The organism is Clostridioides sp. LIBA-6822, from assembly GCF_056688955.1.
The window spans coordinates 1549890-1571710 of the sequence record NZ_CP196995.1 but is presented as its reverse complement, the minus strand read 5'-3'; the positions used below and the strand labels follow the sequence as shown (position 1 = coordinate 1571710).

Here is a 21821-nt window from a genome sequence, read left to right as displayed (position 1 = left end):
GTTCTATCATTTTTATATATATAAAATACTCTTATCTATTTTATATTCATATATAACTATCATATAAATTTTAAACTTTACTATATCCACATAAAAAATGTAGTATTATAGTATATATATTATTATATAGAAAGGGGTGCTAGACAAATGAATAATCATATACTAATTCAATTTGAGTATATAGCAAGAATCATCCTTGCTGGTTTCTGTGGAGCTTTAATTGGATATGAAAGGAAAAATAGACTAAAAGAAGCTGGAATACGAACTCATTTTATAGTGGCATTAGGTTCAGCGCTTATAATCATTGTTTCTAAGTATGGGTTTAATGATATAGTAGGTACTCCAGGTATTGGTCTAGACCCAGCCCGTGTTGCAGCTCAAGTTGTCAGTGGAATAGGTTTCTTAGGAGCTGGATTAATATTTATTAGAAATCAATCAGTAAGTGGACTTACTACAGCTGCTGGTATATGGGCAACAGCAGGTACAGGGCTTGCTATTGGCTCTGGACTATATTTATTAGGTATTGTTTCAAGTATTATCATTGTTATTGTGCAGATATTACTCCATAGAGATAGGAAATGGATGAAACTCCCTACAGCAGAACAAGTTTCGCTCAAGATTTCTAATAGAAGCGATTCGATAGAATATATTGAGGAGAAATTTAAGAAATCTAATATTGAAATTATAAACATGAATATTAAACGCCTTGATGGAGATTGGTTAGAAATAGTTATATATACTAAGTTACCTAAAGGATACAAAAAAACAAATTTATTAAAATTATTTAGTGATAATCCTCTTATAGAAACTTTAGAAATATAAAAAACAAATATAAAGATACAAATTACCACCGATTTTAAAATATGGTGGCGAATGGGTGGCAAAACAATTGCCACTCCATTTTTCTTTATTCAACAATACTATATGTGCTTTATTAATCATTTTCTTCTGAATGCTTAAAATTTTCTTCTGACTTCTTTAATTTCATTTTTACTCATTAAGGAATCTTTTTTCCATAAATAAGCTGTCAATATTAATTCATATCACACTTTATTACTCTCTATTTTTAACTACAGCTATAGGTTGTTGTTGAGTTACACAATGAATCATTCCACCATCTTTATATAACTCTCGTATATCTATTCCTATTACTTTTCTATCAGGATATAAATCTTGTATAATCTTATTCACAACTTTATCATTTGGGTCATTATAATTTGGAACTAATACAACTTTATTACCTATATAAAAATTCATATATGAACCTTGATATGCTAATTTTTTTCCATTTTTTAATTTAACATTGTTTTGCGTAAGTGGTAGATATACATAATTATATTTTTTCCCTTTTACATTTGTTGAATTCAACAATATATTAATATCTTTTTGCTTTAATCCCCAGTCTATCAATCCTTTTTTATTTAATGTAATTATTGTTGATTCATCATAAAATTTTGCAAATCCATCAATATGAAAATCTGTTATATCTATTCCAACTACACCATCTAACCATATAAATTTTTCTACTCCATAATATTTTCTTATATATTTTTCTATATCACTTTGGCTTAAGTTTTTATTTCTATTTTTATTTATTATAGAACTTTTAGTCGCTAAAAATGTTCCACTACCATCAAGCTCTATTGCTCCACCCTCTAAGACTACTTCGCTTAAATTTATACTTTTAATTCCTAAGTCTTCACTTATCTTTTTAGGAATCTGATTTGATTTACTATATGGTTCTTTTCTTCCCCAACCATTAAATCCCCAATCTAATATTAAAATTTCATCGCTCTCATCATATACAAATATAGGACCATTATCTCTTATCCAAACATCATCAGTTTTATGAATATAAAAATCTAGATAACTCATATCAATGTTTTCTTTTTTCAATAAATTCTCTATTCTATCTTTTTCACTATTATTATAAGCTACTATATGAACATTCTCACCTTCCACTAAAGACTTTGTCATCTTTACCCATACATCTTCTATTCTCTTTTGATATTCTTTTCCATAAGTATAACTATGAGGCCATTGCAACCAAGTGCCTTCATGTTCTTCATCTTCTAGTGTCATATAATACTTTTTTTGATTATTTTGATTTATATTTTCACTTTCATACCCTTTTGTAAATCCTCTCATCATCAATAATAATGGTAATACCAGCATTGAAATTATTTTATTCATAATAACCTCCTCTATTTTTATAATTCAAGTATAAAGGTTATCATAGTGTCAAGGTCAACTAATCTTTTGAAACTTTTATAGATACTTCTGTTATAAATTCATAGCTAAAGGGAGTTAATAATGAATCTACAAGATATTTTTCAATAAAATTTCCTTTAACTTTAAAATCGTTATTTTTAACCCACTTATACAAAGCATTATAAGCATCAATTAAATTTTCATAATCTCCATAACATATTGTACTAATATATGTACCACTTTCAATTACCTTATTATTGAATCCATTTATTTCTTTATTATCTACAATAGGTTGATAATATTCTATTTCATATGTATTTTCATCTATATTTTCATTATCGTAGAACATTACATAATAACATCCAACTTTATTAGATTTGCTTTTTGAAATCGTATTATAGCAAGATTCTATAAATTCTCCTATCTCTTTATAAGTAATAATGGCTTTTTTGCACAAGGTATTAACTGATTGTCTTTCACAAATATTAACATCATAATTATTTATGATTGTATCTTTAAATTTTACCTTTTCTTCTATTTCTGAAATTAAATATCCATATTTATTTATTTTTTTTGTTAGTTCTTCAATCTTATTGATATATATATCTATATTTTCATATTTATTATTATCAAATATATCTTTTATTTCTTCATAAGAAAACTCATATCTTCTTAAGTTTTTTATTTTTGATATTATACTAATGTCTCCTTCTGTATAGTACCTATATCCATTATTTTCTATGTGACTAGGTTTCAATATATTTTCTTTATCATAATATCTAAGCATTCTAGATGATATTTTAGTTATTTTTGAAGCTTCACCTATTTTATACATACAAACACCTTCTTCATTTTTTTGATTTCGAAGTTTATTACTTTATTATTATTTATATATACTATAGATTAAACTTAAACAAAATGTAAGTGAATTTGTGATATTATCTGATTGTTTGAAGATTTGTTTGATATATCATTGAAATCTAGCTATTTAGTTACAAGTACTTGAATTTCGGTTATAAATTGTAGTATTTTCTTTGTCTTTATTTATATTTATTTTGAAACCATTAAAATATCAGACATTAAATCAATGTTTTTATTTTATCTTATATTTTTATTTATAGTTAATTTTATATAATAAGTTGGGCGGCAAATAGGTGGCAAAAAATTGCTACTCCATTTTTTTATTAAATAATACTATATTTTTTATTAATCATCTTTTTCCAAACTCTTAAAATATTCTTCTAACTCATTTAATTTTTTTCATCTACTTTCTCATCATTTTTATGTAATGCTGAAATCAAACTTCTAATTGAATTTTTATGTATATTTTTTATGAATTCTCTTGTTTCAAATCTCTGATATTGTTTTTCTTTTACTAGTACATTATAGTGAGTACGTTTATCTATTTTCCCTGTTTCTAAAAACTCTCTTCTTTGCAATCTTTTTAATACTGTAAATGTAGTCGTGTCTTTCCATTTATATTTTTGTTCCATGGCTTCAACAATTTCTCTTGATGTCAATATTCTATATGATTCCCAAATATATCTCATAACTTTTAATTCCGCTTCTGGTAATTTACTAATTTTCACGTTATATATACCCTCTTGTCGATTCATATATAAATAAAATTCTATCTTAATAAAGTTTTCCAAACAAGATAATTAAGGTAAATAATACCACCCAATTTTCACCATATCATTCTTTTAAGTTACTGTAATACTCTTCTAGTGAATCTAACTTATCTTTGCTTATAGATTTATGTGTGGTAGTAAGAAAACGCATTATTTTTCTACTTTTACTAGATTTTAGTACCTTTTTCTTAAAAGCGTAATATTCTTCGTTATCTATTGTTATTTTATAATGAGATTGAAATTTTATAATATCTCTAGCCAAATAACCTTTATCAACCAATCTTTTTAATAGTGTTTTTATTGTACTTTTATGCCATCCATACCTCTGTTTTATATATTTTACAATTTCTTTTTTAGATATTATAGAATCTTTTTTCCATAAATACTCCATTAATATTAGTTCTGCTCTTAATAATTTTTCTATTAACATTTCTTCTTCCATCTTGTGTCGCTCCCTCATTCAGTCTAACTTAAACTAATGATAGGAGCTTTTTAACACAAAAACTACAGGTAAAATTTGCCATATATTCTACTTATTTAGTTTGTTTTTATATATAAAAAATATTATTCATATCTATAAACTTATTCAATTTTCAAACACATATGTTGAATAATAACTAATTGCATTGTATTATTAAATTGTAGAATAAAACTAAATTGGCAAAACTAGAGGAATTTAGTGGCATAAAGCCTATAGGAACTAAAATTTATAAAATTCTTATAAATTATGTCAGCCAGTTGCCAAAAAAATATTGTTCTTTTTGTTTTTATGAAAGTTTTTTAGGGGGATAATAATTCATATGTTTAGACATAAAATGTATAAGTGTACACATATGTTGACTGCTTATATTGATAGTTCATATGATTATTGTAATTTTTTAAATACACAGTTAAATGATTTTATACTAGAGTACGGATAAAATGTAGTAGAGTATTGTTTTCATCAAGTTATGATATTGGTGAGTAAGTATAATTAAATAGATTTTGTTTTCTAGAGAACCCTTTTTAGTTTTATCTACATTTCTATTAATCTATAGCAATATAAAACGCTCAAATATATTTTTAATATTAAGAATAACCAAAAATGTTAACTAAAAAATATAATTAAGTAGACATTTCTATTAATCTATGATACAATAGTATTTGTGGTAATACACAATTAAATCAAGTATATCTTGATACAGGTTAATAGGAGTATTTTTAATGAATAATGGAATAGTAAAATGGTTTAACAATGAAAAAGGATTTGGTTTTATAACAGTAGAAGGTGGAGAGGATGTATTTGCTCATTTCTCAGCTATACAAACTTCAGGATTTAAATCACTAGAAGAAGGTCAAAAAGTAAGCTTTGATATAGTTAAAGGTGCTAGAGGTCATCAGGCAGAAAATATAACTATATTATAATATATAGATTTTTCGGGAAAGACTCTTTTAGAGTCTTTTTTTATTGCTAGTATATATGAGATAATTATTGATGAAGTAAATAATGTTGTTTGGATAAATGAAAAAAACACTCCTCGACATGAGAATGCTTAGTTACAGAAATAGAAGTGTACTACCAATACACTTCTATTTTTTTATTATATCATATATTTTGGTCTATGAAAAAGACCCCTTTAAATCGTTTTTAAGATATGATAAGTCATGTCCCTGATAGTTTTTATACATTAATGTATTTCAAAAAAATAAGCACTCATAATAAAAAGAGTGCTTAGTGTATGTTAATGTATATATCTAATACAATTATAACACGTCTTATGTTTTAGTATGATAATTTTCGTTCGCTTTATTATTACAACTTTTACTATACTTTTAGATAACCTGTTAATATTTGTAATATTTTAGATACTCTTTATACTTGTGTTACTGATATACTTTGATTAAGAAAATTAATCTAATTATAAGTTGGCGATTATATATAAAATCATATTATAAAGGAGGTCTCTACTATGAAAACTCAGAATATCTATCTTATGTTTCTTGGAATAGGAATTATAATAGCAACTACAATAATATCTTTAATTAAAGTTAAGATTGGTTTTTATAGTGAAAAATATTTTAATAAATTAGAATCAATATATGGAGATATAGATAGAAAAAGAACCATTAAACTGGAAGTTCTTTATCGCTATGCAATGAGCCTTGAATACATAGCAATAGGCTTATTTACAAGAAGATTAGACATTACAATAATAGCAATGATATTAGCAGCTATTATAACAACAACCTTATATTATTTAATTAGAAAGAGGTATATAACTGTATAAACTATTTATAAAATACTAATAGAATTGATAATCAAAAGAAGGTAATAGGATTACCCTATCATCTTCTTTTGATTTATCTAATGTTGTATGATTTCATACTGTTTTTGTCAACCAATATAATTAAATAGTTATGAGAAAATACTATAAAAAATTATTATAACGTTTAACAATCTCCATAATATTCAGCAAAATATAAAGGACTTTTCTTAGTGACCTTATAATTTCTCAAGTATGATTCTGTAGCTTTCTCAATTGGAGGTTTAGTTAATGTATAACATTTTGCATTTTCTTTTGACAACTTTTCTTTGTCTATTTTGTTATGAAACTCATCATCAACTATTCCTGTAGTAATAGCTTCTTTGAAATATCCATTAAAAAATACATGAGTCTTTAGTGCTAGTGCAGGCGTTGAATGTAATATTAGAAACATTGCAATAATAGATAATGCTGTTGTTAATACTAACTTTATCCTCTTCATAATTAATCTCCTCACATTAATAATATATCTCCAACTTATTATATAAGTTAACATATACCAATATTTTTTAGACACAAGTATGGTAGTAACTAGAGTTAATTGCTACCTTCTAGTCTATTTCAAATAGTCTTTTAGATAGAATATTTCTTCGCTTTGATAATTCCATATATTTTTCCATGATATTACATATTTGAAATTTCCAATTATATCTTTTAATTCTTTATCATTAGCGCTTTCTAAGTATACTTCAAGGGTTTCAGTATGTTTTTTATTATATGTTACAATACTATCTCCCAACATCCTAACTTTTTCATTATCCCTCAGAAAATCGTAAAAACCATCTGAATTAAATTTTATATCTTTTATTAATATGTTTGGTGATTTAACTTTAACTTGAATATCAACATGTTTTAAACGCTTAATATCTACATTTATTGGTAAACCCTGTTCTTCTTTTTTTATTCTCTTATAATCCTCAGTAGTGATACCATTTATTTTAGCTGAAAAATTTATTGTAGGCTTTATAAATGTTGTAAGATATATACACAACATTAAGCATATTCCTACTAAAATATATCGTATTTTATATTTCATAGTATCATCTCCTTTGTTAGAATCTTTCTACATACAACTTATATCTATATTATAACTTATTTATTAAGATTTTTACTATAATATAAGTATTAAATCTATGTCTAGCTTTTACAAACGCTCTAGCTCTATCCATCGTTGACCACACATCATCAGAATAAATATATGTGAATTTTTCTCATGTAGTCTTGCTCTATTTTCATCTAAAAATCGTTCGACAAATTGCTGATATAAGTTCTTAAATATGCTATAAATTAAAGTATATTGTATATGAATTTATGGAGGATTTTATGAACTTGATAAGTTGGAATCAAAATAGAAAATTAAAAAAACGTTTTAAAGGAAATAAGAAAAATATAAAAAAATACCATGAATATTATATAAAAATATATAATCATTATAATGAAATTGAAACTGTAGATAGCATTCGAAAGATAGAAATCGAGCAGACTAGAATTCGAGGACAATTAGAAAAAAATAATAATCCTGGTAATGCATTGTATATAGCTCTAATTGCAATAGTTTTTTCGTTATTATATAATCTTTCATCAAATATTGTAGAATCATATTTATCTAACTTAGTATTTAATATTTTAAAAATTAAATGCCCTAATTTAGATTTACTTATTCAATTAATATGTATTATTATCTTTTTAGCCTATGTACAGTCTACTTCTTTAAGTATAGCCAAACCTTATCGAGATGATATACAATTTTATACTACTGCATTAGATGTATTAGAAGATATGAAAAAGAAAAAACTTAGAAAAATAAAGTATATAAAAAGAAGGTAACAACCACTTTTGGCTGCTACCTTCTAATCTATTTAACTAAGTTTTCTACTTCACTAAACGCTTTCTCATTTCCATTTCCACCAATTTGAGTTATATTTTTAAACTTTTTATTCTTGATTAACTCTTTTTGGCTATTATCTAATCCATTTCCAACTAATACTACTGGAGATTCCGTTTTACCTGCGAGTACTCCTACTGATAAAGCATCTACTAAATCATCTTGTTTATTCATTCCATTCTTAGCTACATATAAGTCATTAAGTGTCTCTTTACTATAGAAATGATTTATTACTTTTGAATTAGTTTCCGTTCTATTAGAACCCGCTATTTTAGTTATAGCTGGTAATGTATTACTCACTTCTTTACTATTAAATAAAGATTCTCCTCCTATTACATATGATTTTGATATGTCTTTATTAGCTATTAAGTCTTTTATATCTTTCATATCATCATTTTGATTAGTAAGAAGAATTGGCATTTCCTCTTTGGCTGATATAGCTCCCATACTTACTGCATCAGCTAGTCCCTTTTCTCCATTTACCACTACTACTTTTGACAGATTAGAGTTTTTGTCTAATTCTTTTGCAAGTTTTATTGATGTTTCGTATCTATCATTTCCAGATATCCTAATTACATTTAATCCCTTTTCATTTAAATCAGATACTACTTTTTCATCAACAGAGTTTAAACCACCTACTATGTACACATTTTTTGCTTCTAACCTATTTATTTCTTTTTCTGTTAATTTATTTAAGTTATTATTTTTAGTAAGTAGTATTGGTGCATCTTTAGACTTAGCAAATGGTGTTGCTGATAAGGCATCAGATATACTAGAGTCATTTATTAGCACTATATTATCAGCTTTATTCCATCCTTTTTGGCTTATTTTCACTGATGTTTCATTTCTATCTGCACCTGTTATTTTTTCCTTAGATGGTGCCATATTAAAATCTTCTTTACTTGAAGTTCCACCAGAAGAACCACTTGATCCTGTTGATTTTCTTTTATAAGTCGCTATAAAATCAATACTATCATCAAAAACTAATTTACTTACTTGCTCTGATGTATATATTTTTTCATCTTTATTGTTTCTCCATCCACTAAACTCATAGTTTTCTCTTTGTGGATTAATTTGAATTTCATTTATACTGGAATTATCTGATATTTCTTTTCCATTAATTATACTTCCATCATAATCTATATATCTGATTCTACATTTCACTATTTTATCTATTGATATATTTACATCCATAGTCTCTACATCATTTAATGGACCATATTCATATTCCAAACTATAACTTATGCCGTTTGGAAAGTCAGAAAGATTTTTCCATGTTAGAAAACCTGTTGAGATATTATAATTTTGTGGATATAATTCCTTTAATTTTGAATTTTCACTTCCTATATCTACAACTATATTTTCACCACTTTTTATAATACTTTTTTCTATGTATTGACCACTACATTCCAGTGAATTTAATTCTTTATTTTTACTTATATCTATTTTTGTTAAACTATTTTTTCCACAAAACAAAGAATCTAATTTTATATTTGTAGATACATCCAAATCTTGTAATTTATTCTTAGCACATCCTAAATACTCAAGACTTGTAAGTCCTTTTATATTTAATTTACTTAGGTTATTACCTGAACAACTTAAATTTTTCAAAAAAACATTGTTACTTAAATTAAGAGATTCAAGTTTATTGTTAGTACAATTTAGAGATTTCAACTTTTTATTATGGCTTAAATCTATACTTTTTAAATTATTATTAAGAAATTGTAAACTTTCTAAGGTTACATTATTACTTAAATCTATCTCTGTTAATTCATTACTAGTAAAAAATAAATTTACCAGATTTTTATTATTTTTAAGATCTAAACTTGATAATTTATTTGCATCACAATGTAATTCATTAATAAGATTATTGTTTTTTAAATCAATGTTTGATATTTTATTTCCACTAATATCTAGATATTTTAATTTTATATTTTTACTTAAATCTACATTTTCTAGATTGTTTGAACTACAATCAAGTTTTTCTAGATTTTTAAAATTTTCTATCCCCTTTAAATTATCTATTTTTTTGGATTGGAAACATCTGGATTTTTATGTAAATTTAACTCTAAGCAGCTCTCGATTTTGTTTAAATCACTTTCATATATTTTATAGTTATCTTTTGATGCAACTTCATTTGTTAATGGATCCTCCCTATTCTCTAATACCTTTTCAACAATATCTCTTCTAAAAGATTCATCGACAAATTTATTGGTTATATCAACTTCCTTTACACCCTTTCTTTTATAAGACTGTATGTCACTGTTACTCTCTAAATCTAATGCATTTACCAATAATATTGATTTGCTCATTATCAATGTAAAACTAGCAACTATTAGTAATGATTTTATATATTTCTTAAGTGTCATAATCTACCCCCCATACCTATTAATAATAAATAATCTTTACCTAAATATTACTATATTTATGATTCCCAAGAAATACTAAAATGTTTTATATAATCTATCAATAAAATCTAATGCTTTATAAAGTGTATCAAACCTATCATTACCTTTTATCATAGTATATTTTTCTTTAGTTATAGAACCTATCTTATTACATGCTCCTCTGCCTACAACATATAAATTCTCCATCTGACCTGGTACATAATCTTTTATATCACATATTAGTATTTTTCCATCATTATACCCCCAACCAACTACAGTTGCAGGTATTTTGTCAACCTCTCCGTCATAAACTATTGTATGTTTATACATAATTTTTCCCTCATTATTCTCTTTATTATCTATAGTTTTATTTAAAATACCTTCTGCTATTAATTTAGCAACTATATCTTTATGTCTAATATAATAGTCTGTATCTGCTTTACTGTCTACAAAACATACTTCAATTAGAATTGCTGGTGTTTTGTATGATTAAGCCAATACAAGCCCCTTACATCTGATTTTGCACCTCTATTTTAATACTATTGCTAGTTTTTTGTTGACTCTTTCAGCATACACTTTGCCATTATTAGTTTTATATATTGTTTCTGTTCACATAGGGTGTATTATTTGCATTGAAGTGAATTTGTACTGCTAAGTCTATGTCTTGTTTATTTGCTATTTGACATTGTTCGGATAGATAATTATTCGATTTATCTATTTTGCCAGTATATACAGTTGCTCTACCTTGTTTCAACCATTTAACAATTAAATAAGTTAGTATTCTGTTTTCTTTTCCTTCATCTTTTATTATATTAGCGTTTTTACCAATAACTTTTTTATTTTTGTGGAGATTATAAATCTCTGGCCACCTTGAACCTTTACCTAGAAATTTATTTGCAATACTCCACAATGTATCTTTAGAGGTAACTATATATATTTTAGATTTAGTTTGGGTATTAGGCCTATTGTCTTTTAAATCTGTTTTAGTATTACTTTTAGTTTCTTTTTTAATGTCTCTATCTTCAGTTCTCTGTAAGTTCTAAATGTTATCTCAATGTCCCTATCTTCTTCTCTTCCTGCTGTTTGAGTATTACTAAAACTAGATATTGTAACTAACCCATTGTAACCAAAACCAGTTACTATTAAGCGTAATGATTCGGCTTGGTCTACCATTTTTCAAGCATTGCAACTATTTCAGTAGAGTTTTTTAACTCACTATATCTACAATAAGAAGCATCATATAAGTTGGGTAAGAAGGTCTTGAATGATATTTTTCTTATCTTCTCGCCTTCTTTTTTAATGTCAAATTCACCTAAATTCACTATATGAACAGTTTAAAATCTTTTTTCTTTTTTAATAGATAAAAAATCTTGTGGATTAACTGGGAAATGGAAATCTATTTTTTCTTTTTCATTTTTTATGTATATATCTATTACCAAGTTATCACTTTCTTTCTAATGTGTTTTTGAATATTACACAGCAGTTTTCTTACCATATATTCACTTCCTTATTTAATATTAAAATAAAAAATGCCTATTAAATTTAATAAGCATTGTTTCTTTATTTACATATTTTTTCTAATTTATGCTATAATAAAAATAAGGAGATAAAATTTACTTTGTAAAAGGTGAATTTCTCTAATTGATTAGAATTTAAAAGTTATTTTTTTTGGCGTTTGGGTGATTTTTTATTTTGTCACATGTGAAAGCCAATACAATACCAGCTACTATACTCAATAAAAAGTTAATTAACATATAAATTCACCTCCTTCCTATATTGGAGTTTGGCGTTTATATGAGAAAATCACCCTTAGCTTTTCAATTTTATTTTCCTTGCTCAAAATATTATAACATATAATTCTTACATATTTTACCTATTCTATATTTATTTTATATTATAATCACATCCTTTCAATTAAAAAAACACCTACCATAAGCAAGTGTTTTTTGATTATTTTTAATTTTGAATCCACATAGTTAACATAAAACATTATGATGCAGTTTCTATAACCTATACTGTTGCAAACTTTACATACCACTTAGTTAATATAAAACTGAATGATATGGAAAGTAACCACGGACAATCATCCGTCTTTACATACCACTTAGTTAATATAAAACTAATGATATAAATTATAGAATAAGACTTACAGAAAACTTTACATACCACTTAGTTAATATAAAACGATTGGTTAAGTGAACACCCTAATATGCTATTTCCAAACTTTACATACCACTTAGTTAATATAAAACATAGCCATGCGAGATACTTTTGACATAGATATAAATGCTTTACATACCACTTAGTTAATATAAAACTCACACTTGCTAGACAAGCTGGTAATAATGTTCCTGTCTTTACATACCACTTAGTTAATATAAAACAAAGATAATATAACTTTATATAATGCTTGTTATAATACTTTACATACCACTTAGTTAATATAAAACCAAACCTGGTATTACAGAGTTAGAGCGGGGAATACTCACTTTACATACCACTTAGTTAATATAAAACAAGACTTGATTTTACAACATAATCCTTGTTACTTTCTTTACATACCACTTAGTTAATATAAAACATGTATAAGAGTAGCATAAATATAAACCAACTTGACTCTTTACATACCACTTAGTTAATATAAAACTAAAAATATGCTTGGGATATTATCAATGCCAGTCTTCTTTACATACCACTTAGTTAATATAAAACTTAACATCCCCTTTATTTTTTTAATCTTCCACAAAACTTTACATACCACTTAGTTAATATAAAACGATATTCGAGAAAATAATTTTTGATTGTAGTATTTTCTTTACATACCACTTAGTTAATATAAAACATGTACTAAAACTTTCTCTATAAGCTTTAAATTTTATCTTTACATACCACTTAGTTAATATAAAACGTTCTTTTTTATCTTCACTCAATTCATTATAAGCAAACTTTACATACCACTTAGTTAATATAAAACAGTTGTATACCCAGTCGAGCAATCAGCATCTAATGTCTTTACATACCACTTAGTTAATATAAAACCCCAAAATAAACTTAGCATTTCCAATACTTACACACATACAACTCTCTCAAATTTGCAGTGAACCATGAGTAGTGCAGTTGATAACACTTATCACACAGCCTCAATGCCTTACATTGCAACTGTTAAATCCTACTTTATCACGAATATCGCTCACTGCAAAATTTCTATATTTTTATTATATCATAAAATTCAAACTATAAAATTAAAATGAAATAAGTTATCAATTTAAGAACACCTATATATTTGTAAGTACTTACTATATCATCTATTCTAATAATTCCTTTTTCTTTTTATTATATTCTTCCTGTGTAATTGCTCCTGAATCTAACAACTCTTTTAGTTTCTTTATTTGTTCTAATGGGTCTACATAACTCTGATAATTTTTCTTTTTAACTTCATCTATACCATTTTGAATCTCTTCATCAGTCATAATATTATCTTCACTAATATGTAAATCTAATACAGATTTTTCACCAGTTTGTACTTCTCTATAGTATTTAATATAAATACTATTATACTTACCCCCATCATCCTTAGTATAAAATTCAAAAGTACAACAATCTATCTTAAAATCCTTTAATTCTTCTGTAATATATTTTATAAATAGTTGACATTCTTTAGTATTTTCAAATTTTTCATTTTGTACTGTTAAATAAAATTGAGTAAGTCCAGACTCAACTACATCAACTTTATAGTGACTACCCTTATATTTTTGAGGTACTAATTCTTCTAATTTTGCTTTTAGCTCCTCTGCTGAGATTTTTTTTCCATATTTTTTCTCCCTTTTTTCCTTATCTATTTCTTCTTGTTTTCTGATTCTTTCTGATTCTTCTTTCTTTTGTTGTTCCTCTAAAATAGCCATCTTTTCTTCTGTATATGGGCTTATATCTTCCCAAACTGCATATAAATATATTGTAAAAATAAGAAACATATAAGATATAATACACATAACTCTTTGTTTTTTTCTAACAAAATAAATAATTATTAATGATGCCAAAAGTACCAAACTTCCTGGCATAAATCCTATAAAAATAACTATTCCTAATAACATTAATATTATTGCTACTATTATCATTGACATATCAAAATTCCCCCACAAATTACTCATCTCAAACAATATTATAGCATAATTGGGTAAAATAAAAGCACCTACAATAAAGTAAGTGTTTTTTAGTATTTTTAATTTAAATCCACATCGTTAATATAAAACTTTGACAACATTTTTACCTATATCTAGAACTTTTTTCTTCGCATACCACATAGTTAATATAAAACTTTAGTAAGATTTAAAAACATCCTATGTTACTCTTAAACCTTAATTATCTTTTAAACTTATGTTGATAGTTTTCAATTTCGATCGATTTAGTTAGCTTCTTATTTGATACTGTTTAGAATAATATATTTATTAATTTTATTAATTTTAATTACTTTACCTTAGTATATTTTTGAAATTTATGAGGTATCAAATCATATAGCATTATAAAAAAAATATGTATAAGAAAAAGTATTAATATTCTAGTTGAATAACTTAAATAAATCCCTTTATATCTTATAAAAACGGGTGAAAGAAGTATAATTGAAAAATATATAATTAAATAGTAGATATAACGATAAATACTACTTTTGAGTTTATATATGGCATTACATTTTTTACACTTAAGTTTTCCAGTAAACATACTTTTAAGCCTATTTGTAATAGAAAAAGTGTAATTGCACTCTAAACAGTTTTTCATAATAACCACCTTCTTATTCATAATTATAGTTTGCAAATCGTTCCTTAACTATTGTAAATACACTTTATACTAAATTAATCCATCTAATAAAACTTTCTTGTCTGTTTCATCAATAGTATTTAATAGCTTATTTATTCTAGCTTCAACTAAATGCTCTAAGCTTAAATCACTATCCATTAGTTCTAATTCTTTTTTGATTTCCTCTATATCTATATGCTTCTTAATAATATAAATAGTTAATTGCTTTTTGTGTTTACACACTACATAGTCATTATAAAACTATGTATAGTTAATCTAATCCTAGAACTAGCTTCTAGCTTCAAATTCTATACTATCAATTAAATTTACATCATTTTTTATATTGTTCCAATCTTCTAACCATACTACATAAGTAAGTGTACCATCATCAACAAAGTTTATTCTTACTGAATAGATATCATTCATATCTTTTATGTTGTTGACTAATTCTTTAGTAAAGTTTCTGCATTCACTTTCATTATTAAATTTAGAATCTTCTATTTGAATGCTAACTATATACCCATCTCCTTTAGTTGGAGTAAGCATATCAACATAATAGCTTGTATTATTTTTAAAATTATCAGGTATAACAGATTCTACTTTTTCTTTTACTTCTTCCTTAGATAAACTTTTTTCTACTTCATTTTTCTGTTCTTCTTCTTGTGCTTTTTTATCTGCTTCTTGTTTTTTCTTTTCTTCTAACTCTTTTTTCTTTTGTGCTTCTAATTTATCTTTTAATTCTTTTTCTTGTTTTTCTTTAGCTTCCTTAGCTTTTATCTCTTGTTCTTCTTTTTCTTTTCTTTCAATTTCTTGCTGGTTCTTTAAATTATGCTCTGTTGTTACTTTGAATGTAGCACCCCACCATGCCCAATTAAACATCAAAAGTATAAATATTAAAAACAAACTTATAACAATTTTTAATATTTTCACCAACTTATTACCCTTTTTCATTATACTTTTTACTAAAAATAGAATAGAAAAAAATAGCAATGTTAATGGTAATAATAAAATTCCTATTATAACAATTAATACCTTTTGCCAACTTTTTAATTCCTTAAATTTTTCAAACATAATATTCCCCCACATAATATGATTTTGTAACATAATTATACTATATAAGTAAAATTTTTACATTATTATCACATCCTTTCAATAAAAAAAACACCTGCCTGAGTAAGTGTTTTTAGTATTTTTAATTTTAAGTCCACATAGTTAATATAAAAACCAATACGTGTTTATATTACAATCAATTGCATTTGCATTTACATACCACATAGTTAATATAAAACATGTTAGAAAAAGAGGTAAAAAATGGTATTACTATTTTGATGCAGGTATAGTAGATGGTAAGAGAAAAAAAGTAGAAAAAGTTGGTGGAGAAACTAAAAAAGAAGCTGAAAAAGCTTTAAGAGATGCAATAAATGAATTTGAAAACTCTGGTACTGTATTTGATGAAACTAATATTAGTTTATCTGATTATTTGGACTTCTGGTACAAAGAATATGTACTTCTAAATTGCAAGTTTTACACTCAAGGTAATTATAAAAGGGCTATAGAAAATCATATTAAACCAAGTCTTGGAAAATATAAATTGAAATCTATAAATCCTGCTATTATTCAAGAATTTTTAAATATAAAATCAAAAGAAAAATATACAGAAAATGGTGAAGAAAAAAATTACTCAAAAGGAACTTTAAAATTGATTTATGGTGTTTTAAACACTTCTTTAAAATTAGCTGTATACCCATATAAACTTATTAGAGAGAACCCTGTTCAATATGTTAGTATTCCTAAAAACTTAGTGAAAACTAATACTAGTAATAAAGTTAAAACTATTACCTTAAATGATTTTGATACAATATTACATAAGTTTCCAGTTGGGACAAATGCCTATATTCCTTTGATGATTGGGTTTTATACAGGTATGAGAAAAGGTGAAGTATTAGGCTTATTTTGTGAAGATATAGATTTAGAAAATAATATAATTAAAATTAGAAGAAACTTAGTAAGGAAAAAAGATTCCAATTTTGAATTAGCTCCCCCTAAAACAAATTCTTCAATAAGAGATATTAAAATTGGTGATACTCTATCTAAAATATTAAAAGATGAAAAACTAAATCAAAAAAAGCAGAAAGTTAAAATAGGAAAATGGTATAAAAAAACAGAATATAATTGGGTATGCAGAAAAAAATATGGTTCATTTGTAACTCATGGTGATATTGACATGGCAATAGCAATAATAAATAAAGATTTAAATATTGATTTCAATTTTCATTGTTTAAGACATACACATGCTACTTTACTTTTAGAAAATGGAGCTAATATTAAAGATATACAAAAGCGTCTAGGTCACAGTAAAATAACTACAACAATGGATACTTACTCTCATGTCACACATAAAATGGAAAGTGAAACAGTAAATATTTTAGAAGGTCTCAGAATATAATTTGCCACCGATTTTATAATACGGTGGCAAATCGGTGGCAAATTAGCATTTTTTCACTCTATTTATCATCTAATTCGTTGAAATCTAGCGATTTAGTTACAAGTACTTGAATTTCGGTTACAAACTCATCTACAATTCCAGTCTCATGTATATCTATCTTGTATATTTCTATAGGTTCAGCAATTATTTTATAATTATTTTCTTTTATAAATTTAAATACCTTTTCCATATATATTTTATTATTAGAATTACTTCCAGTGTAGTTTAAAGTTACATAATATCCCTCATCAAAAACTATATTGTATATTTCCTCGCTATTCTCTAAAAAACAGAATACAGATTTAAACTCATTGAATATACCTTTGTTGATTGCTTCAGTAGAAAAAGCAGAACCAATATTATTATTTCCAAGTATATTAAATCTATTTTCATACTCTTTTTGAAGTTTTTGAATTAAAAAATCAAAATCCTCATCTCTTCTTATATCAGCATTTAATTCTAAAGCTTTTCTCTTTTCTATATATACAACCTCTATCTCATCTATTTTTGTATTTTGAATTACACTTTCAATTGAACTTAATCTTTTTATAATATTTTCCTTATGACTTATAAATTCAAATATTTTTTTATCAATTAATTCAAGCTCTTCATTTAAAATATTTTTTGTAGACTCTATACTTCTATCATCTAAGTACTCTTTTATTTTTTTCATTGGAAAATTCAAACTTCTAAATTCTTTTATTAAATTGAGTTTCCATATATCTGATATGTTGTACATTCTATATCCATTTATGTCTCTAACTGGCTTTAGAATACCTATTTCTTCATAATACATTAATGAGTCTCTTCCTATTCCATATATTTTAGATATCTCTCCTATTTTATAGTAATCTTTCATTTATATGACAAAATCCTTCCTAATCCTATTTTTATTTTATAATCAAAATTATTTCTCTCTATAATCATATTTTTAGAATATACTAAAAACACCTCTAAAACAAGGACATGAAAATAAAGCTTCTACAATCAGTTATTAAAATCTAGTTGTTTTTCTATTATAATATTTCTAATTTTAACTTTTTTAAGTAATATCTTAGATTTCTATCCTTTATGTATATAACTATTATATACATATTTATATAATATCTTTTTGAAATAGATTTCTATGAATTATCCTTTAATACATTTAGTAAATTAACATTTATTCTAGTATATATCAGAAAATATAAAATTAAACTTAATTCAAATAACTGAAATTAAGTATATAAAATTATTAATGTAATATTAAATTATAAGTAAAAATTAATTATAAATAAATTAATTATTTATTTATAAAAACATTAAATTTGAAATTACTTATAATGTATTCTATCTTACTAACTACATGGCTTACAGTCTATCTATTTATAAAGAAATATGATATAATTGCATTCAAAAAAGAAATATTTCAATACACTCAAACTTAGACATTAACTAATTTTATATAAGATTATTACTAATTTAAAAATTTTTATTTTTAATCTTATAATAAGTAAGTTAATGAATATAAAGTTGAAATACTTATTTAAAATTAATTGTTCAAATTATTTATAAATTAACATTTAAATATTTTAAGCATAAATACAGTTGTCATCAAAATTTAAAGTATCTTATGGAGGAATACCATGCAAAATTATGATTATATAAAAATGTTAAATAAAAAGATAGAGCTATTAGCTAATGAATTAGACAATAGAAAATATAAATTTAAAATTTCAAATGAAATAGACTTTTTTTCTAAAATACCAAACAGAGAGTTTGTATACCAATATATTAATGACTGTATTTTGAAAGACATACATATCGGAATAATGTTATTAAATATTGATAACTTTAAATTATTTAATGATATCTATGGATACTTAGTTGGAGAAAATCTATTAATCAATATCACTCAAAAACTACTGTCCTTTGTTCCAGAATCTAATGGAATAGTTGCTTATTTAAAAGGAGAAGGATTTTTAATTGTAATTCCAAATGTATCAAATGATGAACTAAACAATATAGGTACAGCTATTATAAAGAGTGCTAGAGAATTAAAAATACAACTTCCTAACGAAAAAGAAATATACTCCAATGTTACATTTAGTATTGGTAGTACTATTTGGAATGGCGAGCCAAATAGTACTACTTTAGTGCTTTTCAATCAAGTGTATAGTGCTTTAAAAAAGGCTAAAGTAGAAGGTAAAAATAGATACATTTCATTTGACTTTAAGGATAATAATTTTTATAATCAATTGGAAAATGATAAGGAATTTTTATATGAAATATCACAGGCCTTACAAACTAAACAAATTGAAGCATTTTATCAACCACTCTATAATATAAAAAACAATACTATAGTTGGATGTGAGGCTCTTGCAAGATGGAGACATCCTCTTAAAGGAATTCTTACTCCAGATAAATTTATACCTTTATTCGAACAGTTTGGTTTGATAACCGAGCTAGATTTATACTTATTTGAAGAGAACTGCAAAAACATAAGAAGATGGATTGATAACAATGATGTTTTTGTTCCAATTTGTTGTAACTTTTCTCGTCTTCATTTTTTTAATTCTAATTTTCCAAGTATGCTAAAAAGTATTACTGAAAAGTACAGTGTTTCTACATCAAATTTCAGTATTGAAATCACAGAAAATATATTATTAGAAAATACAAATAATATTATTCAACAATTAACTGAACTTCGTTCTTATGGTTTTTCTGTATCAATGGACGATTTTGGTTCTGGATATTCATCTTTTGGTATGTTACAAAATCTGCCTTTTGATATAATCAAAATTGATAGAATATTTTTGTCTCATAATTTAAATGATTTTAAAAATACAACAATTTTATATTCTATAGTAAATATTGCAAGAGCTCTTGGAATGCTTACAGTATGTGAAGGTGTTGAAACAGAACAACATGTAGAATTTATTAAAAGTATAAATTGCGATATTGCTCAAGGTTATTATTATGCAAAACCTATGGAGTGCACACAATTTGAAAAATTACTATCTGAAAAAAATAACCCAGGAGAAATGTTTATAAAATATTCTGATATAGGGAAATCTTTGGTAGAAAAGATATTTGACGAATTTTTTATTATGCAAGACATGCAAAAACTAAAATCAAATGTCACTGAAGACATTCAATGGTTTGATTTTTACAGTAAAACAGAAATTACATCTTTTTCTAAAATAATAGAACATTTTGAAAAACATATTAAAGGTAAAAAATTTTCTATTCTTTATAAAAGTATAACTCCACATAATACTGACTCAGATTTATTATTAATTAGTGGAGAAGCTGTTTTATCAGATGAATCTGCTGAATGTCAAAAATATAGTAATTTCTATTTTAGTGCAAATTGTATAATTTCAGAAAACAGATTACTTTTAGCAAAACTACATATAGATTTAATAAAAACTGCTGGTTATATAAATGAATTTGAATCGTATTCCATACCTAAAATGACAAATACTCATCTTGATGAAAGTAATGTTTTATCACAATTTTATTCAATGTTACCTGTTGGTATAATTCGCTATGATTTATTTGGTGATATGATTATTACTTATATGAATGAAGAAATGTTTGATATTATAGGTTATACAAGAGAACAATTTTTTGGTGAGATGGGTGGTAACTTAAGAGCAATTGTTCATCCAGATGATTTAGACTTTATTTATAAAAAGAGTTTAGAGATGATTGATACAAATAAAATTGAGCCTTTTTTATATAGACTTATAAAGCGTGATGGTCAAATCGTTACAGTTATGTATACACAATGTAATCTATCTGCAATTGATGGTAGGTCTATTGCACAAGGCATGTATATAGATATAAATAAAATAGAAAATTTAATAAAAATCTAGTCTATAATACATTAGCTTGAAGAAATTAAGATGTTTAAAGAAATTTTTTAAATATAAATATAATTCATTCAACTATGATATTGATACAGTAAAATAAACTTTAAATCTATAACGATAGAATTAGATAAAAAATATGTAATTATTTTTCTTTTTCTGAACTTATATTTTATATTATTATGTATTTATATAGTACGTTAGTCCTAAGCGCTGAAACAGATTTTGTTGCAGTGCTTTTTAACTAAAATCAACTTATTTAATAAAAATATCA

The 21821-nt window shown here is 24.9% G+C and carries 19 protein-coding genes, 2 pseudogenes, 1 CRISPR repeat array and 1 riboswitch; of the genes and pseudogenes, 6 read left to right on the top strand and 15 right to left on the bottom strand.

Annotation, left to right across the window (positions count from 1 at the left end; all coding sequences use genetic code 11):
* Positions 1-147 precede the first annotated feature (147 nt).
* Positions 148-822 carry an MgtC/SapB family protein gene (locus ACTG48_RS07560; protein ID WP_021384200.1) on the top strand — a complete coding sequence of 225 codons (675 nt, stop codon included), beginning with the start codon at positions 148-150 and terminating at the stop codon, positions 820-822.
* Positions 823-1053: 231 nt separating this feature from the next.
* Here ACTG48_RS07560 and ACTG48_RS07555 read toward each other — a convergent pair whose 3' ends face one another.
* From ACTG48_RS07555 to ACTG48_RS07540, 4 genes and pseudogenes are all read right to left on the bottom strand, one after another.
* Positions 1054-2193, bottom strand: coding sequence for an agmatine deiminase family protein (locus ACTG48_RS07555; RefSeq protein WP_479918495.1), 1140 nt, complete (start codon positions 2191-2193; stop codon positions 1054-1056).
* 58 nt (positions 2194-2251) lie between these two features.
* Positions 2252-3046 (bottom strand): MerR family transcriptional regulator, encoded by a 795-nt coding sequence (locus ACTG48_RS07550; protein WP_021384212.1) that lies wholly within the window; start codon positions 3044-3046, stop codon positions 2252-2254.
* 371 nt (positions 3047-3417) lie between these two features.
* Positions 3418-3800: pseudogene (locus ACTG48_RS07545) on the bottom strand (BlaI/MecI/CopY family transcriptional regulator).
* A 106-nt stretch (positions 3801-3906) separates the two neighbouring features.
* Positions 3907-4284: a BlaI/MecI/CopY family transcriptional regulator gene (locus tag ACTG48_RS07540; protein ID WP_021384211.1), complete on the bottom strand. Its 378-nt coding sequence runs from the start codon at positions 4282-4284 to the stop codon at positions 3907-3909.
* Between the two features lie 207 nt (positions 4285-4491).
* Positions 4492-4588, top strand: a riboswitch (cyclic di-GMP riboswitch).
* Between the two features lie 457 nt (positions 4589-5045).
* Here ACTG48_RS07540 and ACTG48_RS07535 point away from each other — a divergent pair.
* Together ACTG48_RS07535 and ACTG48_RS07530 are read left to right on the top strand one after the other, a co-directional pair.
* Positions 5046-5246 carry a cold-shock protein gene (locus ACTG48_RS07535; protein WP_479918494.1) on the top strand — a complete coding sequence of 67 codons (201 nt, stop codon included), beginning with the start codon at positions 5046-5048 and terminating at the stop codon, positions 5244-5246.
* A gap of 545 nt (positions 5247-5791) precedes the next feature.
* A complete protein-coding gene (locus ACTG48_RS07530; RefSeq protein ID WP_479918493.1) occupies positions 5792-6109 on the top strand; it encodes a hypothetical protein in 318 nt (105 codons plus the stop codon).
* 163 nt (positions 6110-6272) lie between these two features.
* Here ACTG48_RS07530 and ACTG48_RS07525 read toward each other — a convergent pair whose 3' ends face one another.
* Entirely contained in the window at positions 6273-6587 is a 315-nt protein-coding gene (locus ACTG48_RS07525) for a hypothetical protein (protein ID WP_479918492.1), read from the bottom strand.
* A gap of 114 nt (positions 6588-6701) precedes the next feature.
* A complete protein-coding gene (locus ACTG48_RS07520) occupies positions 6702-7181 on the bottom strand; it encodes a hypothetical protein (protein ID WP_479918491.1) in 480 nt (159 codons plus the stop codon).
* Positions 7182-7468: 287 nt separating this feature from the next.
* Here ACTG48_RS07520 and ACTG48_RS07515 point away from each other — a divergent pair, with 287 nt between their 5' ends.
* Complete coding sequence (locus ACTG48_RS07515; protein ID WP_479918490.1) at positions 7469-7972, top strand: hypothetical protein; 504 nt, start codon at positions 7469-7471, stop codon at positions 7970-7972.
* Positions 7973-8000: 28 nt separating this feature from the next.
* Here ACTG48_RS07515 and ACTG48_RS07510 read toward each other — a convergent pair whose 3' ends face one another.
* The 8 genes and pseudogenes from ACTG48_RS07510 to ACTG48_RS07475 all read right to left on the bottom strand — a co-directional run bounded on the left by ACTG48_RS07510 (position 8001) and on the right by ACTG48_RS07475 (position 16279).
* Complete coding sequence (locus tag ACTG48_RS07510; protein ID WP_479918489.1) at positions 8001-9641, bottom strand: cell wall-binding repeat-containing protein; 1641 nt, start codon at positions 9639-9641, stop codon at positions 8001-8003.
* A 410-nt stretch (positions 9642-10051) separates the two neighbouring features.
* On the bottom strand, positions 10052-10399 hold the full coding sequence (locus ACTG48_RS07505; protein ID WP_479918488.1) for a hypothetical protein: 348 nt from the start codon (positions 10397-10399) through the stop codon (positions 10052-10054).
* A 75-nt stretch (positions 10400-10474) separates the two neighbouring features.
* Positions 10475-11276 (bottom strand): annotated as a pseudogene (locus ACTG48_RS07500) (N-acetylmuramoyl-L-alanine amidase).
* 113 nt (positions 11277-11389) lie between these two features.
* A complete protein-coding gene (locus tag ACTG48_RS07495) occupies positions 11390-11590 on the bottom strand; it encodes a hypothetical protein (RefSeq protein WP_479918487.1) in 201 nt (66 codons plus the stop codon).
* Complete coding sequence (locus tag ACTG48_RS07490) at positions 11584-11739, bottom strand: hypothetical protein (protein WP_479918486.1); 156 nt, start codon at positions 11737-11739, stop codon at positions 11584-11586. Before ACTG48_RS07490 ends, ACTG48_RS07495 begins: the two co-directional genes overlap by 7 nt.
* 703 nt (positions 11740-12442) lie before the next feature.
* Positions 12443-13456: direct repeats of the CRISPR family, unit length 29 nt; unit sequence CTTTACATACCACTTAGTTAATATAAAAC.
* Between the two features lie 266 nt (positions 13457-13722).
* On the bottom strand, positions 13723-14538 hold the full coding sequence (locus tag ACTG48_RS07485; protein ID WP_479918485.1) for an SHOCT domain-containing protein: 816 nt from the start codon (positions 14536-14538) through the stop codon (positions 13723-13725).
* Between the two features lie 721 nt (positions 14539-15259).
* Positions 15260-15451, bottom strand: a complete 192-nt coding sequence (locus tag ACTG48_RS07480; RefSeq protein WP_479918484.1) for a hypothetical protein — start codon at positions 15449-15451, stop codon at positions 15260-15262.
* A gap of 45 nt (positions 15452-15496) precedes the next feature.
* Positions 15497-16279: a hypothetical protein gene (locus ACTG48_RS07475; protein ID WP_479918483.1), complete on the bottom strand. Its 783-nt coding sequence runs from the start codon at positions 16277-16279 to the stop codon at positions 15497-15499.
* 160 nt (positions 16280-16439) lie between these two features.
* Here ACTG48_RS07475 and ACTG48_RS07470 point away from each other — a divergent pair, with 160 nt between their 5' ends.
* Positions 16440-17654, top strand: a complete 1215-nt coding sequence (locus tag ACTG48_RS07470; protein WP_479918482.1) for a tyrosine-type recombinase/integrase — start codon at positions 16440-16442, stop codon at positions 17652-17654.
* A gap of 58 nt (positions 17655-17712) precedes the next feature.
* On the opposite strand, the gene ACTG48_RS07465 is transcribed toward ACTG48_RS07470, so the two are convergent.
* Positions 17713-18552: a MerR family transcriptional regulator gene (locus tag ACTG48_RS07465; protein WP_479918481.1), complete on the bottom strand. Its 840-nt coding sequence runs from the start codon at positions 18550-18552 to the stop codon at positions 17713-17715.
* Positions 18553-19318: 766 nt separating this feature from the next.
* Between ACTG48_RS07465 and ACTG48_RS07460 the strand changes: the two genes are divergently transcribed.
* Entirely contained in the window at positions 19319-21553 is a 2235-nt protein-coding gene (locus ACTG48_RS07460; protein ID WP_021384166.1) for an EAL domain-containing protein, read from the top strand.
* Positions 21554-21821 lie beyond the last annotated feature (268 nt).

What these genes read in the sequence shown, in the direction of transcription:
- ACTG48_RS07560 (WP_021384200.1), top strand. Translation starts at nt 148, where the DNA reads ATGAATAATCATATACTAATTCAATTTGAGTATATAGCAAGAATCATC.
- ACTG48_RS07555 (WP_479918495.1), bottom strand. Translation starts at nt 2,193, where the DNA reads ATGAATAAAATAATTTCAATGCTGGTATTACCATTATTATTGATGATG.
- ACTG48_RS07550 (WP_021384212.1), bottom strand. Translation starts at nt 3,046, where the DNA reads ATGTATAAAATAGGTGAAGCTTCAAAAATAACTAAAATATCATCTAGA.
- ACTG48_RS07540 (WP_021384211.1), bottom strand. Translation starts at nt 4,284, where the DNA reads ATGGAAGAAGAAATGTTAATAGAAAAATTATTAAGAGCAGAACTAATA.
- ACTG48_RS07535 (WP_479918494.1), top strand. Translation starts at nt 5,046, where the DNA reads ATGAATAATGGAATAGTAAAATGGTTTAACAATGAAAAAGGATTTGGT.
- ACTG48_RS07530 (WP_479918493.1), top strand. Translation starts at nt 5,792, where the DNA reads ATGAAAACTCAGAATATCTATCTTATGTTTCTTGGAATAGGAATTATA.
- ACTG48_RS07525 (WP_479918492.1), bottom strand. Translation starts at nt 6,587, where the DNA reads ATGAAGAGGATAAAGTTAGTATTAACAACAGCATTATCTATTATTGCA.
- ACTG48_RS07520 (WP_479918491.1), bottom strand. Translation starts at nt 7,181, where the DNA reads ATGAAATATAAAATACGATATATTTTAGTAGGAATATGCTTAATGTTG.
- ACTG48_RS07515 (WP_479918490.1), top strand. Translation starts at nt 7,469, where the DNA reads ATGAACTTGATAAGTTGGAATCAAAATAGAAAATTAAAAAAACGTTTT.
- ACTG48_RS07505 (WP_479918488.1), bottom strand. Translation starts at nt 10,399, where the DNA reads ATGACACTTAAGAAATATATAAAATCATTACTAATAGTTGCTAGTTTT.
- ACTG48_RS07495 (WP_479918487.1), bottom strand. Translation starts at nt 11,590, where the DNA reads ATGGTAGACCAAGCCGAATCATTACGCTTAATAGTAACTGGTTTTGGT.
- ACTG48_RS07485 (WP_479918485.1), bottom strand. Translation starts at nt 14,538, where the DNA reads ATGTCAATGATAATAGTAGCAATAATATTAATGTTATTAGGAATAGTT.
- ACTG48_RS07475 (WP_479918483.1), bottom strand. Translation starts at nt 16,279, where the DNA reads ATGTTTGAAAAATTTAAGGAATTAAAAAGTTGGCAAAAGGTATTAATT.
- ACTG48_RS07465 (WP_479918481.1), bottom strand. Translation starts at nt 18,552, where the DNA reads ATGAAAGATTACTATAAAATAGGAGAGATATCTAAAATATATGGAATA.
- ACTG48_RS07460 (WP_021384166.1), top strand. Translation starts at nt 19,319, where the DNA reads ATGCAAAATTATGATTATATAAAAATGTTAAATAAAAAGATAGAGCTA.